The organism is Gelatiniphilus marinus, assembly GCF_042684345.1.
Taxonomy (GTDB): domain Bacteria; phylum Bacteroidota; class Bacteroidia; order Flavobacteriales; family Flavobacteriaceae; genus Gelatiniphilus; species Gelatiniphilus marinus.
Map to the genome: position 1 here is coordinate 733,546 of NZ_JBHULK010000001.1, position 21,647 is coordinate 755,192.

Genomic DNA, 21,647 nt, shown 5'->3' on the forward strand with positions numbered 1-21,647 from the left:
ATAATTATGATAAATATACTTTGGGTCGATGATGAAATAGATTTGCTGAAACCGCACATTTTATTTTTAGAAAAGAAAAATTACAAGGTTACCACATGCAATAGCGGTAGCGAAGCTATCGATGTGTTAGACGACGCCAAATTTGATATTGTTTTTTTAGATGAAAACATGCCCGGGTTAACCGGACTTGAAACCCTGAACGAAATTAAGGAAAAACAAGACAACCTCCCTGTGGTAATGATTACCAAAAGTGAAGAGGAATATATTATGGAAGAAGCTATTGGCAACAAAATAGCAGACTATTTGATCAAGCCCGTTAACCCAAACCAAATCTTGTTAAGCCTAAAAAAAAACTTGGACCATTCCAGATTGGTTTCAGAGAAAACAACCTCAAATTACCAGCAAGAATTTAGAAAGATAGCCATGGATTTATCTATGGTTAATACTTATGAATCATGGGTAACTCTTTATCAAAAACTCATTTATTGGGAAATTCAATTAGAAGACATTGAAGACGCGGGCATGTTCGAGATTTTAGAGTCCCAAAAAAACGAAGCCAACATCCAGTTTGGGAAATTTATAGACAAAAATTACGCCCAATGGTTCCAGCCCAATACAGAGGCTCCCATAATGTCGCACACCTTGTTTAAAGAAAAAATAGCGCCCCAGTTAAGCAAAGAACAGCCCACAATACTTGTGGTTATAGATAATTTGCGCTACGACCAATGGAAAGTTTTCGAGCCCATAATTAACAATTACTACAAAAAAGAAACCGAAGATGCCTTTTTTAGCATTCTTCCAACCGCAACCCAATACGCCAGAAATGCTATTTTCTCTGGGTTAATGCCCGGCGATATGGAAAAACTATTTCCGCAGTATTGGAAAAACGATACCGACGAAGGTGGAAAAAACCTTTATGAAGCCGAGTTTTTAGAAACCCAAATGAAGCGATTGGGATTAAACGATTTAAACTACGAATACCATAAAATAACAAACCTAAAAACAGGAAAAAAACTTGTGGAAAATTTCAACGCACTAAAAAACAACCATTTAACGGTGTTAGTGTATAATTTTGTAGATATGCTTTCGCATTCCAAAACCGAAATGGAGGTTGTTAAAGAGTTGGCATCAAACGATAAAGCATACCGGTCTTTAGCATTAAGTTGGTTTAAAAACTCTCCGCTGTTAGAAATGATTCAGCTTGCACAACAGCTTGGTTTTAAGCTAATGCTCACCACGGACCACGGTACCATTAACGTAAAAAACCCATCGAAAGTTGTAGGCGACAGAGACACCAGTTTAAACCTGCGCTATAAAACCGGCCGAAGCTTAACCTACGATAATAAGGATGTACTTGTAGCCAAAAACCCAAAAGACATACACCTGCCTTCAATAACCATGAGCAGCTCTTTTATTTTTGCAAAAAGCGACCTGTTTTTTGCCTACCCAAACAACTACAACCACTATGTTAGTTATTTTAGAAATACCTATCAACATGGTGGCGTATCATTGGAGGAAATGATTATTCCGTTTGTAGTTTTAAAACCCAAATAAAACACCTAAATAATCCACGTAATACTAAAATATCCGACGAAATACATTTGCTGTTAGGTTTTAATCAAAATTTTAATTAACATTGCATAATAAATATTTGCACATTGAAAATTAGTTATGAGTTAAATGAAGTTGATACGGTTGCCAAAAAAATAATTGAAAATGCAACCAGTAAAACTTTATTGTTCTATGGCGCCATGGGTGCTGGAAAAACAACGCTAATAAAAGCTATAGTTAAAATACTGGGCAGTAAAGACGAAGTAAGTAGCCCTACTTTTTCTATTGTTAATGAATATGAAATTGAAACCGGATTGGTTTATCATTTTGATTTGTATAGAATTAACTATATAGAAGAAGCCTATAATTTTGGTATTGAAGATTATTTAGATTCAGAGTATTTGAAACTAATTGAATGGCCAGAAAAAATCGAATCTATATTGTATGAAGATGTTAATGCAATACACATCGGTTTTGAAAGTAACAACAAAAGGATTGTTAAATTACAACAAACAAATAAAATTAATTAAATTTTTGAATAACAGAATAACATAAATTGCTCCGATTTTTGAAGATTTACGGGAAACCCGCAGCTGAAATTTTGAAAAACACTGTTTTTAACATTTTTTTAACATTTTAAGCTTATTTTCAAGATAGCCATAAATTACTTTTGAGGATATAAATAATTAATTAATTTAAATCCCTTAAAGAATGAAAACTAAAAAGTATTTAATCGCAATCGCAATTTTCGGAGGCATGTTATTTTTAGCGCAAGCAGCTAATCAGTATAACCTCGATGCACAAGAAACAGCAGTTAGAAAAGACAGAGTCAAAATTCCGACCAAAGGATAAGAGTAGTTTGGTAATAGGTAGCATTGTTGCCACCCTAATTGCCATGACGCCTTATTTGTTTTATTTATACGAGAGTGTCCCAGACGTACCTGTTTGGGACACTTTTTTGTTTACCTATAACAGTGGCTATTTTGAAAGTGCTGCTATGGCAATGTGGACTTTAACCGGTAAGTTTATACCACTTTTTCTTTTGTTTATATGGTTTTTTACTTGCAGACATTGGTGGTATCATGCATTGTTAGTCCCTATCTCCATGTACACTTATCAAATATTTAGCATTTTAAATGATGATTTGATGTTTTTTGACAAAAACCAACTCATGTATTTAATACCCATAATGGCAGTAATTGTACCTTCTATTTATCTAATTAGGGCCAGAATATTTAACAGAATAAATGAAGCCAACAAAAGCTTAGAAGAATTGGAAGATGAGTTTAAAATATCTCCTAAAAACTTTTGGCAAAGAATTAAACAATATTTTTAATTAGTACTATTACTATTGCTTAATCTAATCTATCGCGCTCCTCTAAATCAATCGCTTTCTTATTGGTACGCAATCTGTAATTGCCAAACTTGTAGTTAAACCCAAAAGTAAATAACCTGTTTTCTATTCCAGATTTAAAAAACACATCTTGGTTTAAATATTTGGTGGTTTTTGTAAAATTTAGAGTGTTAAAAATATCGGTTACACCAATACTTATAGTTGCCCTATTGTTACATAATGTTTTTCTTAGGCTTAAATCTAAACCTAATCTATCACTGATTACTGATGGCCCATCAACAAGTGACGATATGTACAAAAAGGACATATCGGCTGTTAAACTTTTATCTTTAAGGAAAGTAAAATAGTTGATAATTTGTGCATACACAGACCACTTATCTATATTGGTTAGCGCATTATTGCTCTCTAAAGCGAAGAACTGATTGTCGTAATAATAAACAGAAGAATATGCATAAAGATTCCAATTAGTTGCAATGCCTGTATAAGTAGTAAAATCTAAACCATAAGATATACTTCTATCAATATTTGTGTTGATGTTTTTTAGGATATTATCATTGTTGTCTTGAAACACGATTTCCAGTGTTGGGTCTTTTTCGTAGCGGTAATACACCTCAAAGGTATATTTGTTATTTAGGGTATAACCCAAAGTAAAGCTGTCGTCTATTTGGGGTTTTAAATTGGGGTCGCCGGTAATATAGGCATTGTCGTTTAAAAAGTATTTAAATGGGTTAAGCTGGCTGTATCTGGGCCTGTAAATGCGTCGGTTATAATTAAAATACAACTCGTTATTGCCATTCAACTTATTTAAAATATGGAAGGACGGAAAAAACTTAATATAGTTATTCGTATTCTTTTGGTTAGCAGACCTTGAATTGCCCCTAATATCTGTAAACTCTACCCTAAGCCCAGCTTTTAAGCTCCAAGACTCCCAATCTTTTGAGTAACTGGCATAGGCGGCGTAATTTAATTCGTCGTATAAAAAGGTATCAGAGTTTTGCAAGTCTTCGGTTTTTACGCCGTTTTCAAAAGTAAACTGTTTTAAGTCACTTTCAGAATTAATATTAGATAATTTCGCCCCGGCCTCAAAATGTGCCAAATCGCTAATAGGCAATTCGTAGTCTATTTGGGCGGTATATAACTTTATATCTTGGTGGGAAAAGGTTTGGAATTTATTGTTCCTAAATGCAACCGAATTATTTGGCATAAAGTAATCTGTTTTTACATCTTGAAAACCAGAAAAATCATAATTGGTGTGGTGTAAGCTTGCAGATAGTTTCTCGCCTGCGTTTTTTAATTTATGGGTATAATCTAGCGTAAAAGCCAAATTATGTGTTTCGTTAACCTTATTGTTAATGGTATGGAACGTAGAGTCTAAAACTCTGTTAATATTAAAAACTTGGGTTAAAGAGTTTACTTTTGTTTGGCTGGGTTTTCTTGGGGCCATTAAAATATTTGCAGAAAAGCCTAGACTATTGTTTTCGTTAATATCGTAATCTATATTAGCATTTATGTTTTGGTTTGCAGATTTCCGTGTTCTTTTAAAATCGGTTTCCCAACTGGTATCATCGGTAAAATTAAGAGATTCGGTATTATGCCTAAAATCTTTTCTGGGATTTATACTGTAATTAAAATACGTGTTTAACTTTTTGCTTTTAAAAAAATGACTGCTGCCTAGAGCGTACTTTGGGAATTCAGAACCTTGTTTATAATTGCCAAAAAAACTACCGTTATAGCCGCTAATAATGTTTTTACTCGTTACAATGTTTAGCACGGCCCCACCTTCGGCTTCGTATTTAGCCGGTGGGTTGGTAATAACCTCGATAGATTTTATGTTGGTGGCCGATGTGCCCTCAAGCAATTGCTGAATTTCACTCGAAGATAAATGCACCTTTCTGTCGTTTATATATACTGTTGGTGCAGTATTTTTAACAGTAATTATACCATCAAAAACCAACACACCAGGAGTATGTTTTAACACATCTAAAACATTGTTGTTTGATAAGGTTGAGTTTTCAACATTAAAAACCAAGCGATCCACCAATCGCTTTACCGTTGGTTTTTTTGCATAAACCATTACATTGTCTAGTGCCTCTGGGTTTTCTTCTAAAACAATATGACTTAATGCGGTATTTTTATTTACATCAATAACAGTTGTGTAAGTGGCGTAGCCCAAGTAACTTACTTTAATGGTGTATTTCCCTGTGTTTAAGTTATTAATTATAAAATATCCCTTTTCGTTAGTTGTTGCCCCTTTAAACGTTTCTGTACTATCTGAAACAATAACGTTAGCATAAGCAATGGGGTTTTTATTAGCATCTTTTACATAACTGCTTAGGCTAAAATCTTGAGAAAAACAGGATAATGAAAAAACAAATAGCAGAAAAAAAAGGGAGCACTTATTCATGAATTTAATAAAAAAAAATCTAGGATACAGTTAAATTTCAAATAGCCGTAAATCTACAATAAATCAAAATTTTTTCCTACAAAGATTTAAAAAACTTTGAGCTGTGATGTAAAACATTCAGATTTTTATTCGTAATTTGATTTTTTATTAAACAATCCAAACATGTCAAAATCCCTGTCACCTTTTACAATGCAGCAATTATTGCCTCAAGAAGAAATGCTTGAAATAAACAAACGCAAAGGCGAGCTTTTTATTGGAATACCCAAAGAAACAGCATATCAAGAAAAAAGAGTGTGTTTAACTCCAGATGCTGTATCGGCACTTGTTTACAATGGGCACCGGGTTTTATTGGAATCTGGAGCTGGCGAAGGCGCTAATTTTAGCGACAAGGATTACAGTGAAGCAGGCGCAGAAATAACAAAAGATACAGCCAAGGTTTTTTCTTGCCCTATGATATTAAAAGTAGAGCCCCCAAGCTTAGAGCAAATAAAACTAATAAACCCACAAGCTATATTAATATCTGCTTTACAGCTTAAAACCCAAGACAAAAAATATTTTGAAGCTTTGGCATCAAAACGCATTACGGCATTGGCTTTCGAGTTTATAAGGGATGCAGATGGCACCTATCCTGCCGTTAGGTCCTTAAGTGAAATCGCTGGTACGGCATCAACACTAATAGCGGCAGAACTATTATCGAACAGTAAAGACGGTAATGGGTTAATGTTTGGCAATATTAGCGGTGTTCCACCTATCGAAGTAGTTATTTTGGGTGCTGGAACCGTGGGCGAATTTGCTGCACGAAGCGCTATTGGACTTGGTGCCAATGTTAAAATATTCGACAATTCCATAACCAAGTTACGTAGCATTCAAACCAATCTTGGTCGGCCGCTTTTCACATCAACATTACAACCAAAAAACCTAACAAAAGCACTAAAACGCTGCGATGTTGCCATTGGTGCCGTTCGCGGAAAAAACAGATCGCCCATAGTAGTAACCGAAGCCATGGTGCAATACATGAAAAAAGGCGCTGTTATTATTGATGTAAGTATAGATATGGGCGGTTGTTTTGAAACCAGCGAGGTTACCACCCATAAAAAACCAACCTTTGTAAAACACAGCGTAGTGCACTATTGCGTGCCCAATATACCAGCAAAATACTCCAGAACCGCCTCTGTTTCAATAAGTAATATTTTTACGCCGTATTTGCTAAAAATAGCAGAGGAAGGTGGTATAGAAAATTCTCTGAGATTTGATAGGGGTTTAAAAAACGGATTGTATTTTTACCACGGAATTTTAACCAGCAAACCTGTTGGAGAATGGTTCGATTTAAATTACAGCGATATTAATTTGCTTATTTTTTAAACCAACTTTCCTTGTTAAAACAATTATTTGCACATGAAATTAATACAGCGCATTGGTTATTATTTAGGCGGATTCTCATTAGGTTTGATTATTTTGGCGTTTTTTTTAAACGGAAAAAAAGTGTCTTGCAATTATGGCCCTCAAGCTAGGGTAATAAAAAGGATAAACACCAAACCATTGCAATTTAGCCCTGATATTTTAAAAGCTATTTCTTCTGAAGAAATTGATACCAATGGGCTTAAGGTTTTTATGATAAAAGGCGATATTGATTTTGGAAACAGTAAAGCACAACAAAAACCATGTGCCACATATATGCTTGAAGGCGAATTGAATACTAGAGAAGCTCAAGCAATAATTGTATTTTGCCATAACGATAGCATAGCAACACTCACTAATTTATCTTTTAAATAATGGTAAAACGCACTTTCGATTTGGTTTTTTCTTGCGTTGGGTTACTGCTCCTCGTTCCTGTTTTTATACTAATTGCCATATTAATAAAACTAGACTCCAAAGGGCCTGTTTTATTTATCCAAAACCGTGTTGGCAAAAACAATATCGATTTCAACATTTATAAATTTAGAACCATGCGTGTCGCTTCGCAAACCAAAGGACTGTTAACCTTGGGTAACAATGATGAACGCATAACAAAAATCGGTTATTTTTTAAGACGCTATAAAATTGATGAATTTCCCCAACTTATAAATATTTTAAAAGGCGATATGAGTTTTGTTGGCCCAAGACCCGAATTGCGTTACTATGTAAATTTCTATAGCGAAGACGATATGAAGATTTTTAAAGTAAGACCGGGCATTACCGGATTGGCTTCGTTAAAATACAGAAATGAAGTTGAACTTTTAAAAGCTGCTGATAATCCTGAAGAATATTTTACTAAAACCATAATACCAGATAAATTAAGGTTTAATAAAATGTATATAGAAAAACAAAATTTATTTTTAGACTTAAAACTTATTTTGTTAACCGTTGTTAAAGTGATTACAAAATAAACTGGTTCTAATTTAAGCCCTCTTTGGCTTATTGGCACACTACTTAATCAGATATTTTATTAGATTATGAAATAATCACGAAAAGCTTTTGGGATTATTAAAAGCTAAAACTAGCAGTACAACATAAAGAAACAATCGATTAGTTATTTATACTTTTTAAAGAATCGATCTGCCGTTGTAAACGCTCAATCGCTTCTGCCTTTTTATCAACAACAGGAATTACTAAACTTGAATCTAAAACCTGTTCAGTAATATCAATAGTTTTGGTCTCTTCTGCAAAATAATAACCAATGCCCTCGCTCAATCTCCAGGCTTCATTTAATTGGTCGTAAACGGTTTTGTCCCACAGACTCGGTTTTTTTACATCAATCCAAATCACATCGCGGTATTCGCTATCAATCAATACTAAATCCGGTGTTGCAGAGCCATCAAATTGTCCTGCGTTTTTTTCGCTTATCGCGGAAACCGTGCCTAAAAAGAACATGCGTTTTCTGCCTGCAATATCTTTAATGTAGGGCCTAAATTCTACCGGGGTATTGGCGGTCCAATCGTATTCTTTTCTCGATTCCTTAACCTTTAACGGCATTGCCGAAACACCGGCATAACCTTGTTTTTTTGCAGCATGATCGTAATAATACAACACGTTACTACCATCTGCGGGCACAAAAACGCTAAAGGTTAAACTGGTACGCTCGTCGCCAACGGGCTCTAAACCAAACCAATGGTACAAACCGCTATAGGCATTGGAATTGGTATCGGAAAAATCGAAATCGGTTACAAATGGTTGCTGGTTTTGGTCTTTTGGTAGCTGCGGAATTTTAACAGCAGTCTCCATATTCCAAGGTAACGGGTCGCTAAAACCGCCTAAAAACTTTAAAGATTCAGCTTGAATCCTCGATACTTTTTCAGCCAAAGTGTTTTGTCCGTTTAAAAAGGGGTGATTTTTCATTTCAGTCGGACTGATATAAGTGCCCTTTCCTATTAAAATACGCTCTATATAATCGCTAAAATCGTGCGCGCCATTTTCAATAACCATAACGCCACCAAAGGTTGGATACGGAAACAAAAAACCTTTCCATTTAATTAAACTTACCACTTGCACCCATTGCCCCGTATCGTTTTTTATGTAAAACGTATCGCTGGGTTCCATGGTAAATAACTGCAACAGATTGAAGCGCTGCACAACCGCATTATAGGTGTTTCGGCTAAATTTTAAAGATTCTCCAATAGAGAAGGTTACAGCAATTCTATTTTCGCTCGAAAACCTTGGGAATGGTGTTGTACTCGATACCGAAAAAACTTCCTCGGTATTATCGGTTATACCTTGCCAAACGTACTTTTCGGTGGGCTGAATGGCCATGGTCCATTTATTTTCGCCATCAACTCTTACTAAATGTGGTAGCGATACATCTTTGGTTTCGCCTACGCTTTCATTTGCCATAGATGCAATATTTTGTAGCGGTTGAATACGCTCGTTTTGTGTTAATGGCAATTCATTAATTTCAATACGATTAAGGTTATTAAACACATTGTAGGTTTTCATGTAATCGTACATTTTAAAATGCCATCCTATTGCATATAATATTCCGAAGAAAACAACTAACAGTGCTAAAATACCCAAACGAGCTCCCGTACTTGCTGAGTTTCTAAACTTATGCAATCCGAAAAACAAAACAGCGGCACATAACAGGATTATGAAAATGAATTTTCTTAAAAATAGTAAGGCTGGTTGATAATCGTCGCGCAACACAAACAAGGCGATTAATAAAATTAAACCAACGATTATCGTAATTTTTTTTTGTTTTTTTCCTTTATTCCAGTAGTTTCTTATCATAATTTTTGTCATTACTCCAAAGGCAGGAATCTATTTGTTTATACTAAATTGTTTAAAAGTGGATTCCTGCCTTCGCAGGAATGACAAACTTTACAACAACCCTTTATCTTTTAAGCGTTCGCGCGCACTTTTTTCTTGAGTTTTTGGTGCTTCTTTTGTAGCTTCATTTTCTTCAACTACATTGGCATCTTTAGTTTTTAAATCTTCGATAAAATCTTTTCCTTTTTCAACGGCATCTTCCATTATATCACCAAGAGAATCGCTTTTCTCCTCGATTACTTTACTGGATTTAAAAATAAAACCAGCCAAATACGTTCCAATTAAAGTTCCTAAAATCATGGATGCAAATATGGAAATAGTCGCTATATCAATCGGTATTAAAAATCTGGTAATTACGATCCCTATTAAAAATAAGAAACCGATGAATACCAAACGAATTATAAATTTTTGTTGATATACAAAACCCGTTTTATCAGTTGGCTTCATTTGTAATGCTTTGGAATACATCAGTTTATTAAAAAATCGATAGAGTCCGTTTCCGTGAGATTCTCTCCAATATATTAATGCACCAAATAATATAGAGGCAATGAATACAATAAGTTCTAGTGTCATAATTTTAAGTGTTTTGTCATCCTGAACTTGATTCAGGATCCATTAATATTTCCAATCGAAAGACAAATCTTTCCAACTTTTATTCTCCTTTTCAATTAAATCTATTTTCCATTGTCTATTCCAATTCTTTAATTGCTTCTCTCTTTTAATAGCATCATCAACATATTGAAATTGTTCGAAATACATTAATTTTCCTAATCCATATTTTGAAGTAAACCCCGAAACTAGCCTTTGTTTATGTTCAAACATTCTTCTCTCCAAATCATTTGTCATTCCAATATATAGAGTTCCATTTTTCTTATTGGAAAGTATGTAAACATAAAATTGATAATAATTTCCTTTCATTTTAAACATGGATTCTGCGTCGTAGCGCAGAATGACAAAATAGTTTCTATAAAATTAGTCTATAATTATCAAATATTGTTACCAATCGTCTCAATTACCCAATCTTTAAAGGAATCGTCCCAAGTTTTAAAACTATTGTAAAACGCTTCTTTATCGTACCAATACAAATACAAAACATCTTTTGGTGCTACATTTACCAAAAGCATCCAAATTAAATCTTGGTGTTTTCCCTCTAACGAGGAATGTGGTTGGTGCAAGGCTTCAAACAACTTTACATCTACAATATCGGCGATTTTAAATTGATTGCTGGTTTCTATTTTTTCTAAATAACGCTCCACACTCATTACTTTTTTTCGAGTTTCGATATCTAGTTTATTAAGATAACTTTTATAAAGCAACGGATCGTTTAAAATATTTTTAATAGGATGTTGCGGCTTTTTTATGGCCTGAAACATTTCAAATTTTTTGATTCGCTCGTATCGTTTTGTTTTTACTACGGCTTCCAAATCGTATTCAATAATCACATGGTCGCGGAGTTTATCCATTAATTCGGGCTGATGAATATGATAGATAAGTACATCGTAACTCACATTTTTTATAGCTTCTTTATGCCATTTTTCATCTTCAAAAACCACAATGGGTTTTATAAAATCTCTCAATACATACACACCTCCAAAAGCCTTGGTGTAAAAAGAATCTGTTGTAAATTGCAATTCGTGTAAATCTAAATCTCTGTTGCGTAAATCTCCATGTTTTTTAGCCGATTCTAATAATTGCTGATGTATAGTTTCATCTATAAAATTATTGCCTCTATTGAAGGTTTCAATGAGTTCCAGTTGCTGCGCTTTAATTTTGTCTAAATCGTTTATTAAATGAAAACTGATGGAAATGATTTTGTATTTTAAAACATCCAAGGGTTCGTAAAAGGCATCTATGTTTTGGTCGAAATCCAAACATATTGCGCAATCGCGTGTAATATCATTTATTTTGCTTTCGTGAATTTTGAAAACGAATTTCATTATATCTCTATCGAACGTATGAAACGGCACATACACTGGTTTACCTTTTTGCAATGGTGTAATGATGATTCCATGTGGATTTGCATCGCCGTTATTTAAGTAATGAAGTTCCTTTTTTTCCTCAGCAATTTCGGGACTCCAACCCATACCATCAATAGAAAAGGTTTTAAGTTTTGTTTTGGTAAATCCAAGTTTTACCAAGCATTTGTTATAACGCTCAACTAGTTTTCCGCTTACGGGAATGAGTTCGTTTCTATATAGTTTTGCTTGTTTTAGTTTTTGCATTTTTTTATTCCTGCGCAGGCAGGAATCTCATTATTTATAGTTCTAATTTATTTTTATTTGCCACTCCCGAAACTTCGGGACACGAATACATATCATTTTCAAAACTGGATTCCTGCCTTCGCAGGAATAACAAACTAACTTAACAATCCTTTAATCTTAAGATGCTGCAACAGCATAATAGTTCGCGCATCAATAATCTCTTGTGAATCTATCATTTCTATCGCTTTATCAAAAGATATTTCCATCACTTCAATTTCTTCACCTTCAATTTCCAAACCGCCACCGCTATTATCAATTTTATCGGCATCTTTATATTCGCCAATAAAAAGATGCACGCGTTCTCTAACAATTCCTGGGGATAAAAACACGGTATTTATAGCTTTTAAATTTGAAATATGATACCCCAATTCTTCTTTGGCTTCTCTAATAACGGTTGTTTCTGGCGATTCACCCTCGTCAATAGCGCCACCGCAAACTTCAATAGAAACACCTTCTGAAACTCCTGAAATATAAACAGGTATTCTAAATTGTTTTGATAAAATGACTTTTTTTGTTTCCGCATTATATATCAATATCGCTACACCATCACTTTTGCCATAGGCTTCGTGAGCTAAGCGTTTCCAATTACCGTTTTTAAATTTAAAATCGAAATCTATACGTTCCAATTTGCCCCAAAATTGCGATAATACGGTTGATGTTATGTTTTTTATTCTGTTCATTAAATTTTACAATCGGTTGTCATTTAGACAGAGTGAAGTATGAACGACGAGAAATCTTATAATTACGGGATTCCTCCTCATACTTCGTTCGGAATGACAAACTCATTACTGGTTATTTTCAAATTGCTCTCTAGCTTCAGTTTCAATATTCAATTGATTTACTCTGGCATCAACTTTTCGTTTAAAATCGGTATCAGCAATTGTAGCTACATTGTCTAAATATCTAACTACTTCTTGCTTTCTTATCTCAGAAAAATCCAATCCTTTCATATTCGCTTTCATCAATTCTTGAAGCATGCCGAATTTGGTATCGTAATCTTTTTTAAAATATATTTCAGGGTTTTCAAACCAATCGGTTTCCAAATCAAAATCGGTTAATCTTAATGATATTGCCGATTGAATATTCCTAACATCGCGCGAAGAAAAGAACGGAAATATCTTCTGAATTTCTTTGTACAAACTCGCATAAAACAGATGTTCGTTAGTGTCGTGCATTTTATCCGCTTTATCAAAAGCTTCTAAAACGCGTTCTTCCGATGGTTTTTCAATAGCATTTAAAATATCGCCCATGCTTTTCGCCAACCCTTGATCGGCCAAATATTTGTAGCCCAGCGGGTTTTGCATATTCACAAAGTTTGGCATCGTTTTATCAAACTTTTTCCACCAAATATAATCTTGATCTAAAAAGTCGTGTTCGGTACGAGCACCATCAATTTTAAAACGCCCTTGAACACGAGAAATTACAGCTTTATCCAACATTTCTGGAAGGTTGGTAAACAGCCCGATAGAACTGTTGCCGTAATTTACCGCATAAGCACCTTCGGTATATCTTAAAAATACGCCAATAACTTCTTTTACACCCGCCGAAACACCCTGCGCCGTACGCTCTTGCAAATTATTTTCGGCATCATCGATTGGGGCAAAAATAAGTTTTGATGGGTCTTGCAAAGGTTTCATCCATTCTACCATCTTTTCGGCAGAACCACCTTGAAACGTACTAATTAAAGTATCTGGCATGGGGTGAAACAAAAACGGAATATCTAAATTATCGCAATGCTCTTTTAGTCGTGTTGCAATAGCTGCAATTAGCATAGATTTTCCTGTTCCTGGAATACCGTAGCCCATAAATACTGGCATAAACCCACCTAATTCTTGAAACGGATTTTTTTTGGCAATAAAATCGTAACTCAACATACGCTCGGTTAAACGGCGCGCAAAATGTTTTGCATCACGATTACCAACAATTTGTTCGAATTGGATTTTATTGAACTCGATGCTTTTAGCAGTTCCTGAAAACACATTGTTCCAACCCGATACTGCAAATTCTGATTTTTCTAATTTATAAGTTCTGTCTTCAATGGTTTCGGTGTATTCTAAAGAACTTTTTCTAAGTTGAATTTCATCAATTAGCGCTTCAAAATAAACCACTGTAAAATCGATAACATCTTTATCTGACTTCACAATTTCTGGGTGCCCCAAATACTTATCAAAATAAAACAAACTACACGAAACACCTTTTAATGGCGACATTAAAGACACCTCAGGAATACCTGCAAACTTCTGTTTCATCACACTTAAATCGTCTGAAGCATGTGGTTTTAAATCGTGTAAAATTTTGTATGCCGTAGCGAATAACATAAACGCTGTGGCAGTGTGCATTTTACTTTCAAACTCGCGCTTTCCGTTATTATCTAAAGCCGATTTGTTTTCATTCAAACTCGATAAACCTGAAGCATCGTAATAACTATCTTTAATCCAAATACCCAAAGTGATACCTTCTTGAACGGCATACAAAGTCTGATTCAAATAAATAGGAATGGCGACCGAATCTGGTAACAGCCGCTTTTTTAAAGCAAGAATAGTTTTTGAAACCGATGTTATTTCGGAAGCATTCGTTCCATTATTGGCACGCGATAAATACAGTAAAATAGATTCGTCTTTAGCATCTTTATCTCTATTTTTTGCACGAGCACCTTGCTCCCATTGTATCGATTTTAAATAGGATGCCGCTTCATCACGAAGCATATCAAGTTCGGTTAGTTTTATGGGGAATGTTGAGTTGTGTTCCATTTTTTTTAGTCTTCAGTTGGCAGTATTCAGTATGCAGTCAATTAATTATGTAAAAATGAATCCTTAATATATTTATCTAAATTTACCAGGGTTTTGCATCATATAATGTAATAGTTTCCCTATTTCTTCGCTTTTATTTTGCAATTCGATTCTTTTGTCTTCTGAAATGTATTCACATGCTACTGCAAAATCAAGCCATAATTGGGTTTCTGAATTCTCACTATCCGCATCAGATAATTTGCTTTTAAAATGTTTTTCATATTGTCGTTTTCTATATGATTCTGCTATTGCTGAACAGACAGCCCTACTTGATTTAGTAATTTGAGATGTTAAACTAAACAGCTCAGATTTGGGAAACGTTTTAGTTAAATGAAAAATTTCCATGGCTAAGTCAAAACCTTTTTGATATGCTAATAAAGTTTTAAAACTCATTTTTTTATTTTAAACCGTTTTACATTTTAGTCATTATAATTATTAATAAACATAATTTGAACCAAAGACAAGACTTCTTACTGCCGACTGCTTACTGCTTACTTAAATTCAAATTGCTGACTTCAATCGGCGCTTTTTCAAGCCCATTCATAATCTCTGGTGTTTTGTTATATAATAATTGAATAATTCTGTGCGGTGCAAAAACATATTTTTTATTAAAAACAGCATCCCATTTTTGTAAGGTTTGCTTGCTAAAAAAACCACCTTCTTTAAATTCGCTATCCGATTTTACTTCATCCAATCGTAACGAAATAGCATACGATTCCAACGGGATTTCCTTTTTACCAATAGCCTCTAAAATAATATGCGTAATACCGTTTTCATCTTTAGCAAACACGTTATGCATCGGGCCTAAATCAATACGTTTTATAAGTTTTGGCAAAACTTTTGGCAATTTTCTGTCTATAGTATGGGCCATCATATCTAACGCCATATCTCTATCGGCAACCGTTTTTAAAACCTCGTAAATATCATCTTTATAATCGTTTACATCTTTCCCATCATAATTAAAATACATAAAACATATAAAGGGTCGGTTATGCGATACATCATAAAAACTCCAACTAATCAGCAAATCTCCAGCCGAATTTTCCGGGGCTTGCAATATTTTACCTTGCACAAACCGATTAAAAATATATTCCTTTTTAACCGACGAATAATACACTATCGATGCCGCTTGAAACAATTTACTTTTCTTAATCGGCTCCTTTTTATGCATCAGCGTATTTAAAAACTGCGCCTTTAAATCACTAATAGGGGTTAATCTGCCTAAATACTCGTCGCGCAACTCCAAATCGTTAAACAAATACCTAAATTCCAAATAATTGGGAAACCCAGAATACGTTAAATCCACCTTCATATTATCCTCGTGGTCGTACATGTATTTAATGCGCATGGCTTCAATAGAGTACAATAACAAATCGCAGTATTGCTTAAACAATTGCACCTCAACGTCATTACAAATCTTTTGGCGTTGAACGGCAACAATCAATTCCTTAAAAGCAAAATCGACCATTTTATGATAGAAAACATAATGCTCTTTAGAATCGAGAACAGCAGAATCCAATGGTGTAACAATATGGTTTATGGACATTTATTTTCTTTTGACACGAATTTCACGAATTTTCAGAAATACGTTATAAAATTAATTTGGGCGTTACCACAACACTTCGACTGCGCTCAGTGCAAGTGGTCGGGCTTTCACTACTCGCTCCCTCCTACGTCGGGGAGCTCAAACATACCGTTCAATCCCTAACGCGGAAAAACGTTACGCATTTAAATTATTTAACTTCATTCGATGAGATTCCCGCCTGCGCGGGAATGACAAAATTGTTATTAGCTTAACAAATCATCATCGTTAGCCTCTGGTTTTGGGTTGGTTTTTTCAACTTTGCCTCCATCGCCAGCTGGTTTGTTGGTATCGGCGTTATAATAATCTTCAAAAATGGCTTTCATATCGATGCCGTAGCGCTCTGCAAAATTCTTTTGTATATCGCTATCCTTCGCGCGGATTTCCTGTAAAGCCTCGGCATAACTACTATAAACACCTTGCATCACTTTTTCGTGCACCGGAATATTGTCCATCATATCTTGTCGTGCCTTGGCACTTGCCGTATGCATTGATGCTAAGGTTTCGCCAATATGCTCGTCGGTTTTTACACCTAAATGCTCTAAAATAGCAGCAAATTCCTGGTCGGTTCTAGCTTTTAACGCCACTACATAACCATCGTAATATTTAAGGCGTTCTTCGGTATCACTTTTTAATTTAGCACGATGCGTTTGCAAATTGCTGCGTAACGATGTTAATACTTTAATGGTTAAATTATGTTTATGTACAAAACTATCTTTACTTGCAGCGAGCGTAGTATAAGCGTTTTTAAGACCTTCAAGTTCTTCAACTTTTTGCTCTAAAGTGGTTATTTTACCAATAGCTTCGGCATATTCGGCAGATTGTTTATCGGCAATATCTTCTAACTCTTGGCGCGCTTGTTTTAATAAGGCATACTGCTCTTCTAATTTTGCCTCGACTTCTTTCTTTTTCTCTAAGGCTTTTGTGTGGTTTTTAGAAGCTTCAACAATAGCATCTTTAAGCTTTTCTTCAACTTCTTTTATCTCTACTTCCCTGTTTTTTAAACGGGAAACCGCGGCTTGACTCTTATAAGACAACTCACTTAAAAGCGTTTGTACATCAGCACTTTCAATACGCTCTTGAAACATGGCTTTGGCTTTATTATCGGCGCCAGCGCGTACTTTTTCGGCAGCTTTAAACTCTTGTTCTTCTTTTTTAATTTTACTTTTTCGTCCCCAAAGGTTATTCCACCAAGTGTCTGGTTTGTTTTTGGCATCCTCTAATTCTATTCGCGCACGTTCCAAAGCTTTTTGTGCATCGTCAATTACTTTTTGCTCTGTTGCATTAAGTGATGAGAATTTTTCGAAAATAATACCAACTTCATCTTGGTAATCGGTTAAATCTTTAATGGCATCTAAAAGTGTGGTTCTGTCTTTTTCAGCCATGTGCACCACATCATCTAAAGTGGCATTTAATATTTTTTGACGGACTTCCGGATCATCTTCTTGAGATAATTTAGATTTCATCGTATCAATGGCTTTTCCCCAATTGACATCTACTTTTTCTTTTTTTTCGTTTGACGAGGTTTCCAATAAATCAAAATCATCTGACATGTTATATGTTGTGTTTTATACCGCATATTATTTAATTTTATTACTTTATTAGAAACAATAATTGGTATGGGTTGAACAATTTTACGGACAAGCAATTTCGGTAAAAAATATTAATTCTAAAAACAAATAATAATTTCCTTTAAAAAATAAAGTCTGCCTAATTTATAGGTGCGTAAAACCTGTAAAATGTTACACGGTTATGCAAAATGGCTTTTTTTAGAATATTTTTTTTGCCTTAGCGCAATAAACACCTAGGTTTTTAACTTATTACAAAAAACATAATTACAAAAATGTAGAGTTGGTAATTGTGTTAAATTGTAAAAAGCACTATATTTGAAATGCTATTAACTTTAAATAAGGCACTAGAAATGCTTATATATTACACAACGCTCTCACTATTGTGCACTCCCTTGATTAGTCAAATTGATATTGTAACCGTTTTAATTATTGTTGTTATTATTTTCTCTTTTCTATTGATTCTTGGTGTTAGAAAATCTTATTTGCTTAAAAAAGAAAACGAACGCTTAAACAATATGGACACTACCATTGAGGATGAAAACGAAAAACCATACAAAGATTTTACCGATGGGCATATGTATGGTAAGAAATAACTAAAAAAAGATAATGATTGAGTTAATTTTTACAATGATTTTTTTGATAATTGTACTTGTAATAGGAATATTATCTAAAAAAATTCTTTATTCAAATGAACATGAATTGTCTATTGAAAATGAACTGAATACTTTTAAAGATAATTATAAAGTTATAGAAAGTATAGACAAAGCATCAGATTTCAAATTAGGGTCAACTCACATCTACAAATAAAAAAAGAAGCTGTCTGCAAAGTCTAATTCTACATAATAAGTAAGTTTGGATGCGCTAAGCACAAACTTTGTCGAATTATTTTAAATTACTCACAATCGGTATCGGTTTCAACAAGTGCAACCTGACAAATTAAATCTAATAGAGTTTTTCAGACAACCTCTTTAGTTAGTGTTTATCGTATTAATTTCTTGTATTTTATTCGTTTTGGCATTAAATCTCCACCAAGACGTTTCTTTTTATTTTCTTCGTAATCAGAAAAACTGCCTTCGAAGAAATATACTTGACTATCGCCTTCAAAAGCTAAAATGTGTGTACAAATTCTATCTAAAAACCAACGGTCGTGACTAATTACAACGGCACAACCCGCGAAGTTCTCCAAACCTTCTTCTAAAGCTCGTAACGTATTAACATCAAGATCGTTAGTTGGCTCGTCTAAAAGTAATACGTTGCCTTCTTCTTTAAGTGTCATTGCTAAATGCAATCGGTTACGTTCTCCTCCAGAAAGTAATTTTACCTTTTTATTTTGCTCGCCACCAGAAAAGTTAAATCGACTTAAATAGGCTCTTGAATTTACTTCCTTACCGCCCATCAAAATCAACTCTTGCTCGTCACTAAAGTTTTGCCAAATCGTTTTTTCTGGATCTATGTTGGAATGGTTCTGATCTACATAAGCAATTTTTGCGGTATCGCCTACTTTAAACTCACCTTTATCTGGAGTTTCCTCGCCCATTATCATTCTAAAAATTGTGGTTTTACCTGCGCCGTTTGGTCCAATAACGCCCACAATTCCCGCTTGAGGCAGGTTAAAGTTTAAATCTTCGTAAAGTAATTTATCATCATAACCTTTACTTACGCCAATAGCTTGAATAACATTAGTGCCTAAACGTGGTCCGTTTGGAATATATATTTCGAGCTTTTCGTCCAGTTGCTTTTGGTCTTGACTCATTAATTTATCGTAATTCTTCAATCGGGCCTTTTGTTTGGTTTGCCGCCCTTTAGCGCCTTGACGCACCCACTCCAACTCTCGCTCAAGTGTTTTTTGACGTTTAGAAGCTACTTTTCCTTCCTGAGCCATACGTTTAGATTTTTGATCTAACCAAGAAGAGTAGTTGCCTTTCCAGGGGATACCTTCGCCTCTATCGAGCTCTAAAATCCATCCCGCAACATTGTCTAAAAAGTATCTATCGTGCGTTACAGCTATAACAGTACCTTTATATTGGGCCAAATGATGCTCTAACCAATGTACAGATTCTGCATCTAAATGGTTTGTTGGTTCGTCTAAAAGCAACACATCAGGTTCTTGTAAAAGTAAACGGCATAATGCTACACGACGACGCTCACCTCCTGATAAAACAGAGATTTTTTTATCGCCATCAGGTGTTCGCAGTGCATCCATGGCAATTTCCAATTTGGTATCGAGCTCCCAAGCGTTTGCTGCATCAATTTGGTCTTGAAGCTCTGCTTGGCGGTTCATGAGTTTTTCCATTTTGTCGGCATCAGAATACACTTCTTCTAACCCGAACATATCGTTAATTTTATTGTACTCATCAAGTATGGCTACGGTTTCTGCTGCCCCTTCACGTACAATTTCCATAACGGTTTTATTCTCGTCTAGCTTTGGATCTTGCTCTAAATAACCCACCGAATAATCTTGAGAAAACACCACATCGCCTTGGTAATTTTTATCAACGCCAGCAATTATTTTTAACAAAGTAGATTTACCAGAACCGTTTAAACCAAGGATTCCTATTTTGGCACCGTAGAAAAAACTTAAATAAATATTTTTTAAAACCGGCGTATTAGCACTAGGGAACGTCTTGGTAACACCAGACATTGAGAATATTATTTTTTTATCGTCGCTCATAAAGCTATTTTTTATGTTCTATTTATTGTTTTTTATAGTTTAATTCGATAGTGCAAAAAAATGACACCAATGCATAACTGATATTTGAACAGCAATTAATTTACTATTATTTAAACGCGCCCTTTTAAAGCATTAAACACCCAGGCTATACAGAAAAAGCCGCCTCCAACAGCTGCAAATCCCCAACCTGCAACATCGTCGTACCTAAATGCACCTAATCCTATTAAGCTTAAGCCTACAAATATCATAATCCATGTAGCCCAAGCTAATACTGTGTTTTTGTTCATTGCCATAATTGTTTTTTTTTTGATGGTTAGTCTAAAAGCAAATATCGTTTATTTACTTAAAAAAAGCACCCCTTAAAGGATGCTTTTTTATTAACTGTTTTAATATGCCCATATTAACGTATTGTAATCTGGTATGGTTTGGTTGTATGTTATGCTAGACTATAATGATTTTTTAAATAATTCAACCTTGCGTTTTATATCGTTATTTAATTCTTCATTTATCAATTTTCCGTCAGAAAAATTATCATTAAACGATGGTAAAGAGAATGTTTCAACAATATTGGCATCGTGCCTAGGAAAACGATCTTGGGCTATGGCCAAAACCGATGCACCACCACGTTCTCCCGGAGAGGTAGCCATTAACAACATGGGTTTGTTGCTCCAAAGCTTTCCGTCAATTCTCGACACCCAATCGAATATATTTTTAAATGCTGTAGAATACGCGCCATTGTGTTCGGCAAGCGATAAAACGATACCGTCAGATTCTTTTATCAATTTCAAAAACTCGTGGGCTGGCTCTGGAATCCCTATTTCATTTTCTAAATCTACCCCAAAAAGTGGCAATTCAAAATCATTCAAATCTAAAATGGTCGTATTTACATCTACAACTAAACTTGCTGCATAAGTTGCTAACTGTTTATTTATCGAGGTTTTACTGTTACTTCCCGCAAAGGCAATTATGTTTTTCATCTATAATTTTATTTCTGAATATCCGTAATCATGCATATTTATGTTTTTGTCATTCAGAACGAAGTGAAGAATCTTTAATAATCAAAAGGATTCCTCTTTTCCTCGGAATGATAAAATCATTGAATTTTTAAATTTATGACAAATTGAACAATCAAATTTTATTTTTTCAAATATATTAATAACAAACTTAAATTTTAAAGTTTACCCTTAAATTAAATTCATCTAAAATTAAAAAAAGATTCATACTT

Annotated in this window: 20 protein-coding genes; 7 read left to right on the forward strand and 13 right to left on the reverse strand. The window is 34.5% G+C overall.

Annotated features, from left to right (window positions below; all coding sequences use genetic code 11):
* Positions 1 to 6: 6 nt before the first annotated feature.
* The 3 genes from porX (at position 7) to ACFSQS_RS03155 (ending at position 2,887) form a co-directional block, all read left to right on the forward strand.
* Entirely contained in the window at positions 7 to 1,554 is a 1,548-nt protein-coding gene (gene porX / locus ACFSQS_RS03145) for a T9SS response regulator signal transducer PorX (RefSeq protein ID WP_388013961.1), read from the forward strand.
* A 104-nt stretch (positions 1,555 to 1,658) separates the two neighbouring features.
* Complete coding sequence (gene tsaE / locus ACFSQS_RS03150; protein ID WP_388013964.1) at positions 1,659 to 2,081, forward strand: tRNA (adenosine(37)-N6)-threonylcarbamoyltransferase complex ATPase subunit type 1 TsaE; 423 nt, start codon at positions 1,659 to 1,661, stop codon at positions 2,079 to 2,081.
* A 266-nt stretch (positions 2,082 to 2,347) separates the two neighbouring features.
* Positions 2,348 to 2,887, forward strand: coding sequence for a hypothetical protein (locus tag ACFSQS_RS03155; protein ID WP_388013967.1), 540 nt, complete (start codon positions 2,348 to 2,350; stop codon positions 2,885 to 2,887).
* 19 nt (positions 2,888 to 2,906) lie between these two features.
* Here ACFSQS_RS03155 and ACFSQS_RS03160 read toward each other — a convergent pair whose 3' ends face one another.
* On the reverse strand, positions 2,907 to 5,309 hold the full coding sequence (locus ACFSQS_RS03160) for an outer membrane beta-barrel protein (protein ID WP_388013970.1): 2,403 nt from the start codon (positions 5,307 to 5,309) through the stop codon (positions 2,907 to 2,909).
* A 162-nt stretch (positions 5,310 to 5,471) separates the two neighbouring features.
* On the opposite strand from ACFSQS_RS03160, the gene ACFSQS_RS03165 reads away from it, so the two are divergent.
* Genes ACFSQS_RS03165 through ACFSQS_RS03175 form a run of 3 tightly spaced genes read left to right on the forward strand, consistent with a single transcriptional unit; the run spans position 5,472 to position 7,675 of the window.
* Positions 5,472 to 6,671, forward strand: a complete 1,200-nt coding sequence (locus ACFSQS_RS03165) for an alanine dehydrogenase (protein WP_388013973.1) — start codon at positions 5,472 to 5,474, stop codon at positions 6,669 to 6,671.
* A gap of 33 nt (positions 6,672 to 6,704) precedes the next feature.
* Positions 6,705 to 7,082: a hypothetical protein gene (locus ACFSQS_RS03170; RefSeq protein ID WP_388013976.1), complete on the forward strand. Its 378-nt coding sequence runs from the start codon at positions 6,705 to 6,707 to the stop codon at positions 7,080 to 7,082.
* Positions 7,082 to 7,675 carry a sugar transferase gene (locus tag ACFSQS_RS03175; RefSeq protein WP_388013979.1) on the forward strand — a complete coding sequence of 198 codons (594 nt, stop codon included), beginning with the start codon at positions 7,082 to 7,084 and terminating at the stop codon, positions 7,673 to 7,675. The genes ACFSQS_RS03170 and ACFSQS_RS03175 overlap by 1 nt, the downstream gene beginning before the upstream one ends.
* A gap of 139 nt (positions 7,676 to 7,814) precedes the next feature.
* Here ACFSQS_RS03175 and ACFSQS_RS03180 read toward each other — a convergent pair whose 3' ends face one another.
* The 9 genes from ACFSQS_RS03180 to ACFSQS_RS03220 form a co-directional block, all read right to left on the reverse strand.
* Positions 7,815 to 9,509, reverse strand: a complete 1,695-nt coding sequence (locus tag ACFSQS_RS03180; RefSeq protein ID WP_388013982.1) for a hypothetical protein — start codon at positions 9,507 to 9,509, stop codon at positions 7,815 to 7,817.
* A gap of 90 nt (positions 9,510 to 9,599) precedes the next feature.
* Positions 9,600 to 10,121, reverse strand: a complete 522-nt coding sequence (locus ACFSQS_RS03185; RefSeq protein ID WP_388013984.1) for a hypothetical protein — start codon at positions 10,119 to 10,121, stop codon at positions 9,600 to 9,602.
* Between the two features lie 42 nt (positions 10,122 to 10,163).
* A complete protein-coding gene (locus ACFSQS_RS03190; protein WP_388013987.1) occupies positions 10,164 to 10,475 on the reverse strand; it encodes a GIY-YIG nuclease family protein in 312 nt (103 codons plus the stop codon).
* Between the two features lie 59 nt (positions 10,476 to 10,534).
* A complete protein-coding gene (locus tag ACFSQS_RS03195; RefSeq protein ID WP_388013990.1) occupies positions 10,535 to 11,770 on the reverse strand; it encodes a DUF6638 family protein in 1,236 nt (411 codons plus the stop codon).
* Between the two features lie 134 nt (positions 11,771 to 11,904).
* Positions 11,905 to 12,489 (reverse strand): NUDIX domain-containing protein, encoded by a 585-nt coding sequence (locus tag ACFSQS_RS03200; protein ID WP_388013993.1) that lies wholly within the window; start codon positions 12,487 to 12,489, stop codon positions 11,905 to 11,907.
* Positions 12,490 to 12,594: 105 nt separating this feature from the next.
* Complete coding sequence (locus ACFSQS_RS03205) at positions 12,595 to 14,559, reverse strand: AAA family ATPase (RefSeq protein ID WP_388013996.1); 1,965 nt, start codon at positions 14,557 to 14,559, stop codon at positions 12,595 to 12,597.
* A 72-nt stretch (positions 14,560 to 14,631) separates the two neighbouring features.
* Positions 14,632 to 14,991, reverse strand: a complete 360-nt coding sequence (locus ACFSQS_RS03210; protein ID WP_388013999.1) for a four helix bundle protein — start codon at positions 14,989 to 14,991, stop codon at positions 14,632 to 14,634.
* Positions 14,992 to 15,082: 91 nt separating this feature from the next.
* Positions 15,083 to 16,144: a hypothetical protein gene (locus ACFSQS_RS03215; RefSeq protein WP_388014002.1), complete on the reverse strand. Its 1,062-nt coding sequence runs from the start codon at positions 16,142 to 16,144 to the stop codon at positions 15,083 to 15,085.
* Positions 16,145 to 16,386: 242 nt separating this feature from the next.
* Positions 16,387 to 17,733, reverse strand: coding sequence for a microtubule-binding protein (locus tag ACFSQS_RS03220; RefSeq protein ID WP_388014005.1), 1,347 nt, complete (start codon positions 17,731 to 17,733; stop codon positions 16,387 to 16,389).
* Between the two features lie 338 nt (positions 17,734 to 18,071).
* On the opposite strand from ACFSQS_RS03220, the gene ACFSQS_RS03225 reads away from it, so the two are divergent.
* Entirely contained in the window at positions 18,072 to 18,344 is a 273-nt protein-coding gene (locus ACFSQS_RS03225) for a hypothetical protein (protein ID WP_388014008.1), read from the forward strand.
* Positions 18,345 to 18,730: 386 nt separating this feature from the next.
* Here the strand turns inward: ACFSQS_RS03225 and ettA are convergent, their stop codons facing one another.
* The 3 genes from ettA to ACFSQS_RS03240 form a co-directional block, all read right to left on the reverse strand.
* Entirely contained in the window at positions 18,731 to 20,422 is a 1,692-nt protein-coding gene (gene ettA, locus ACFSQS_RS03230) for an energy-dependent translational throttle protein EttA (protein WP_388014011.1), read from the reverse strand.
* 110 nt (positions 20,423 to 20,532) lie between these two features.
* The gene (locus tag ACFSQS_RS03235; RefSeq protein WP_388014014.1) at positions 20,533 to 20,715 is read right to left on the reverse strand and encodes a CAL67264 family membrane protein; all 183 of its coding nucleotides are present in this window, start codon (positions 20,713 to 20,715) and stop codon (positions 20,533 to 20,535) included.
* A gap of 153 nt (positions 20,716 to 20,868) precedes the next feature.
* Positions 20,869 to 21,399 (reverse strand): NADPH-dependent FMN reductase, encoded by a 531-nt coding sequence (locus tag ACFSQS_RS03240; RefSeq protein WP_388014017.1) that lies wholly within the window; start codon positions 21,397 to 21,399, stop codon positions 20,869 to 20,871.
* Positions 21,400 to 21,647 lie beyond the last annotated feature (248 nt).

Coding starts and splice junctions, on each gene's coding strand:
- porX (WP_388013961.1), top strand. CDS start 7: ATGATAAATATACTTTGGGTCGATGATGAAATAGATTTGCTGAAACCG.
- ACFSQS_RS03155 (WP_388013967.1), top strand. CDS start 2,348: ATGCACAAGAAACAGCAGTTAGAAAAGACAGAGTCAAAATTCCGACCA.
- ACFSQS_RS03160 (WP_388013970.1), bottom strand. CDS start 5,309: ATGAATAAGTGCTCCCTTTTTTTTCTGCTATTTGTTTTTTCATTATCC.
- ACFSQS_RS03165 (WP_388013973.1), top strand. CDS start 5,472: ATGTCAAAATCCCTGTCACCTTTTACAATGCAGCAATTATTGCCTCAA.
- ACFSQS_RS03170 (WP_388013976.1), top strand. CDS start 6,705: ATGAAATTAATACAGCGCATTGGTTATTATTTAGGCGGATTCTCATTA.
- ACFSQS_RS03175 (WP_388013979.1), top strand. CDS start 7,082: ATGGTAAAACGCACTTTCGATTTGGTTTTTTCTTGCGTTGGGTTACTG.
- ACFSQS_RS03180 (WP_388013982.1), bottom strand. CDS start 9,509: ATGATAAGAAACTACTGGAATAAAGGAAAAAAACAAAAAAAAATTACG.
- ACFSQS_RS03185 (WP_388013984.1), bottom strand. CDS start 10,121: ATGACACTAGAACTTATTGTATTCATTGCCTCTATATTATTTGGTGCA.
- ACFSQS_RS03190 (WP_388013987.1), bottom strand. CDS start 10,475: ATGTTTAAAATGAAAGGAAATTATTATCAATTTTATGTTTACATACTT.
- ACFSQS_RS03195 (WP_388013990.1), bottom strand. CDS start 11,770: ATGCAAAAACTAAAACAAGCAAAACTATATAGAAACGAACTCATTCCC.
- ACFSQS_RS03200 (WP_388013993.1), bottom strand. CDS start 12,489: ATGAACAGAATAAAAAACATAACATCAACCGTATTATCGCAATTTTGG.
- ACFSQS_RS03205 (WP_388013996.1), bottom strand. CDS start 14,559: ATGGAACACAACTCAACATTCCCCATAAAACTAACCGAACTTGATATG.
- ACFSQS_RS03210 (WP_388013999.1), bottom strand. CDS start 14,991: ATGAGTTTTAAAACTTTATTAGCATATCAAAAAGGTTTTGACTTAGCC.
- ACFSQS_RS03215 (WP_388014002.1), bottom strand. CDS start 16,144: ATGTCCATAAACCATATTGTTACACCATTGGATTCTGCTGTTCTCGAT.
- ACFSQS_RS03220 (WP_388014005.1), bottom strand. CDS start 17,733: ATGTCAGATGATTTTGATTTATTGGAAACCTCGTCAAACGAAAAAAAA.
- ACFSQS_RS03225 (WP_388014008.1), top strand. CDS start 18,072: ATGCTATTAACTTTAAATAAGGCACTAGAAATGCTTATATATTACACA.
- ettA (WP_388014011.1), bottom strand. CDS start 20,422: ATGAGCGACGATAAAAAAATAATATTCTCAATGTCTGGTGTTACCAAG.
- ACFSQS_RS03235 (WP_388014014.1), bottom strand. CDS start 20,715: ATGGCAATGAACAAAAACACAGTATTAGCTTGGGCTACATGGATTATG.
- ACFSQS_RS03240 (WP_388014017.1), bottom strand. CDS start 21,399: ATGAAAAACATAATTGCCTTTGCGGGAAGTAACAGTAAAACCTCGATA.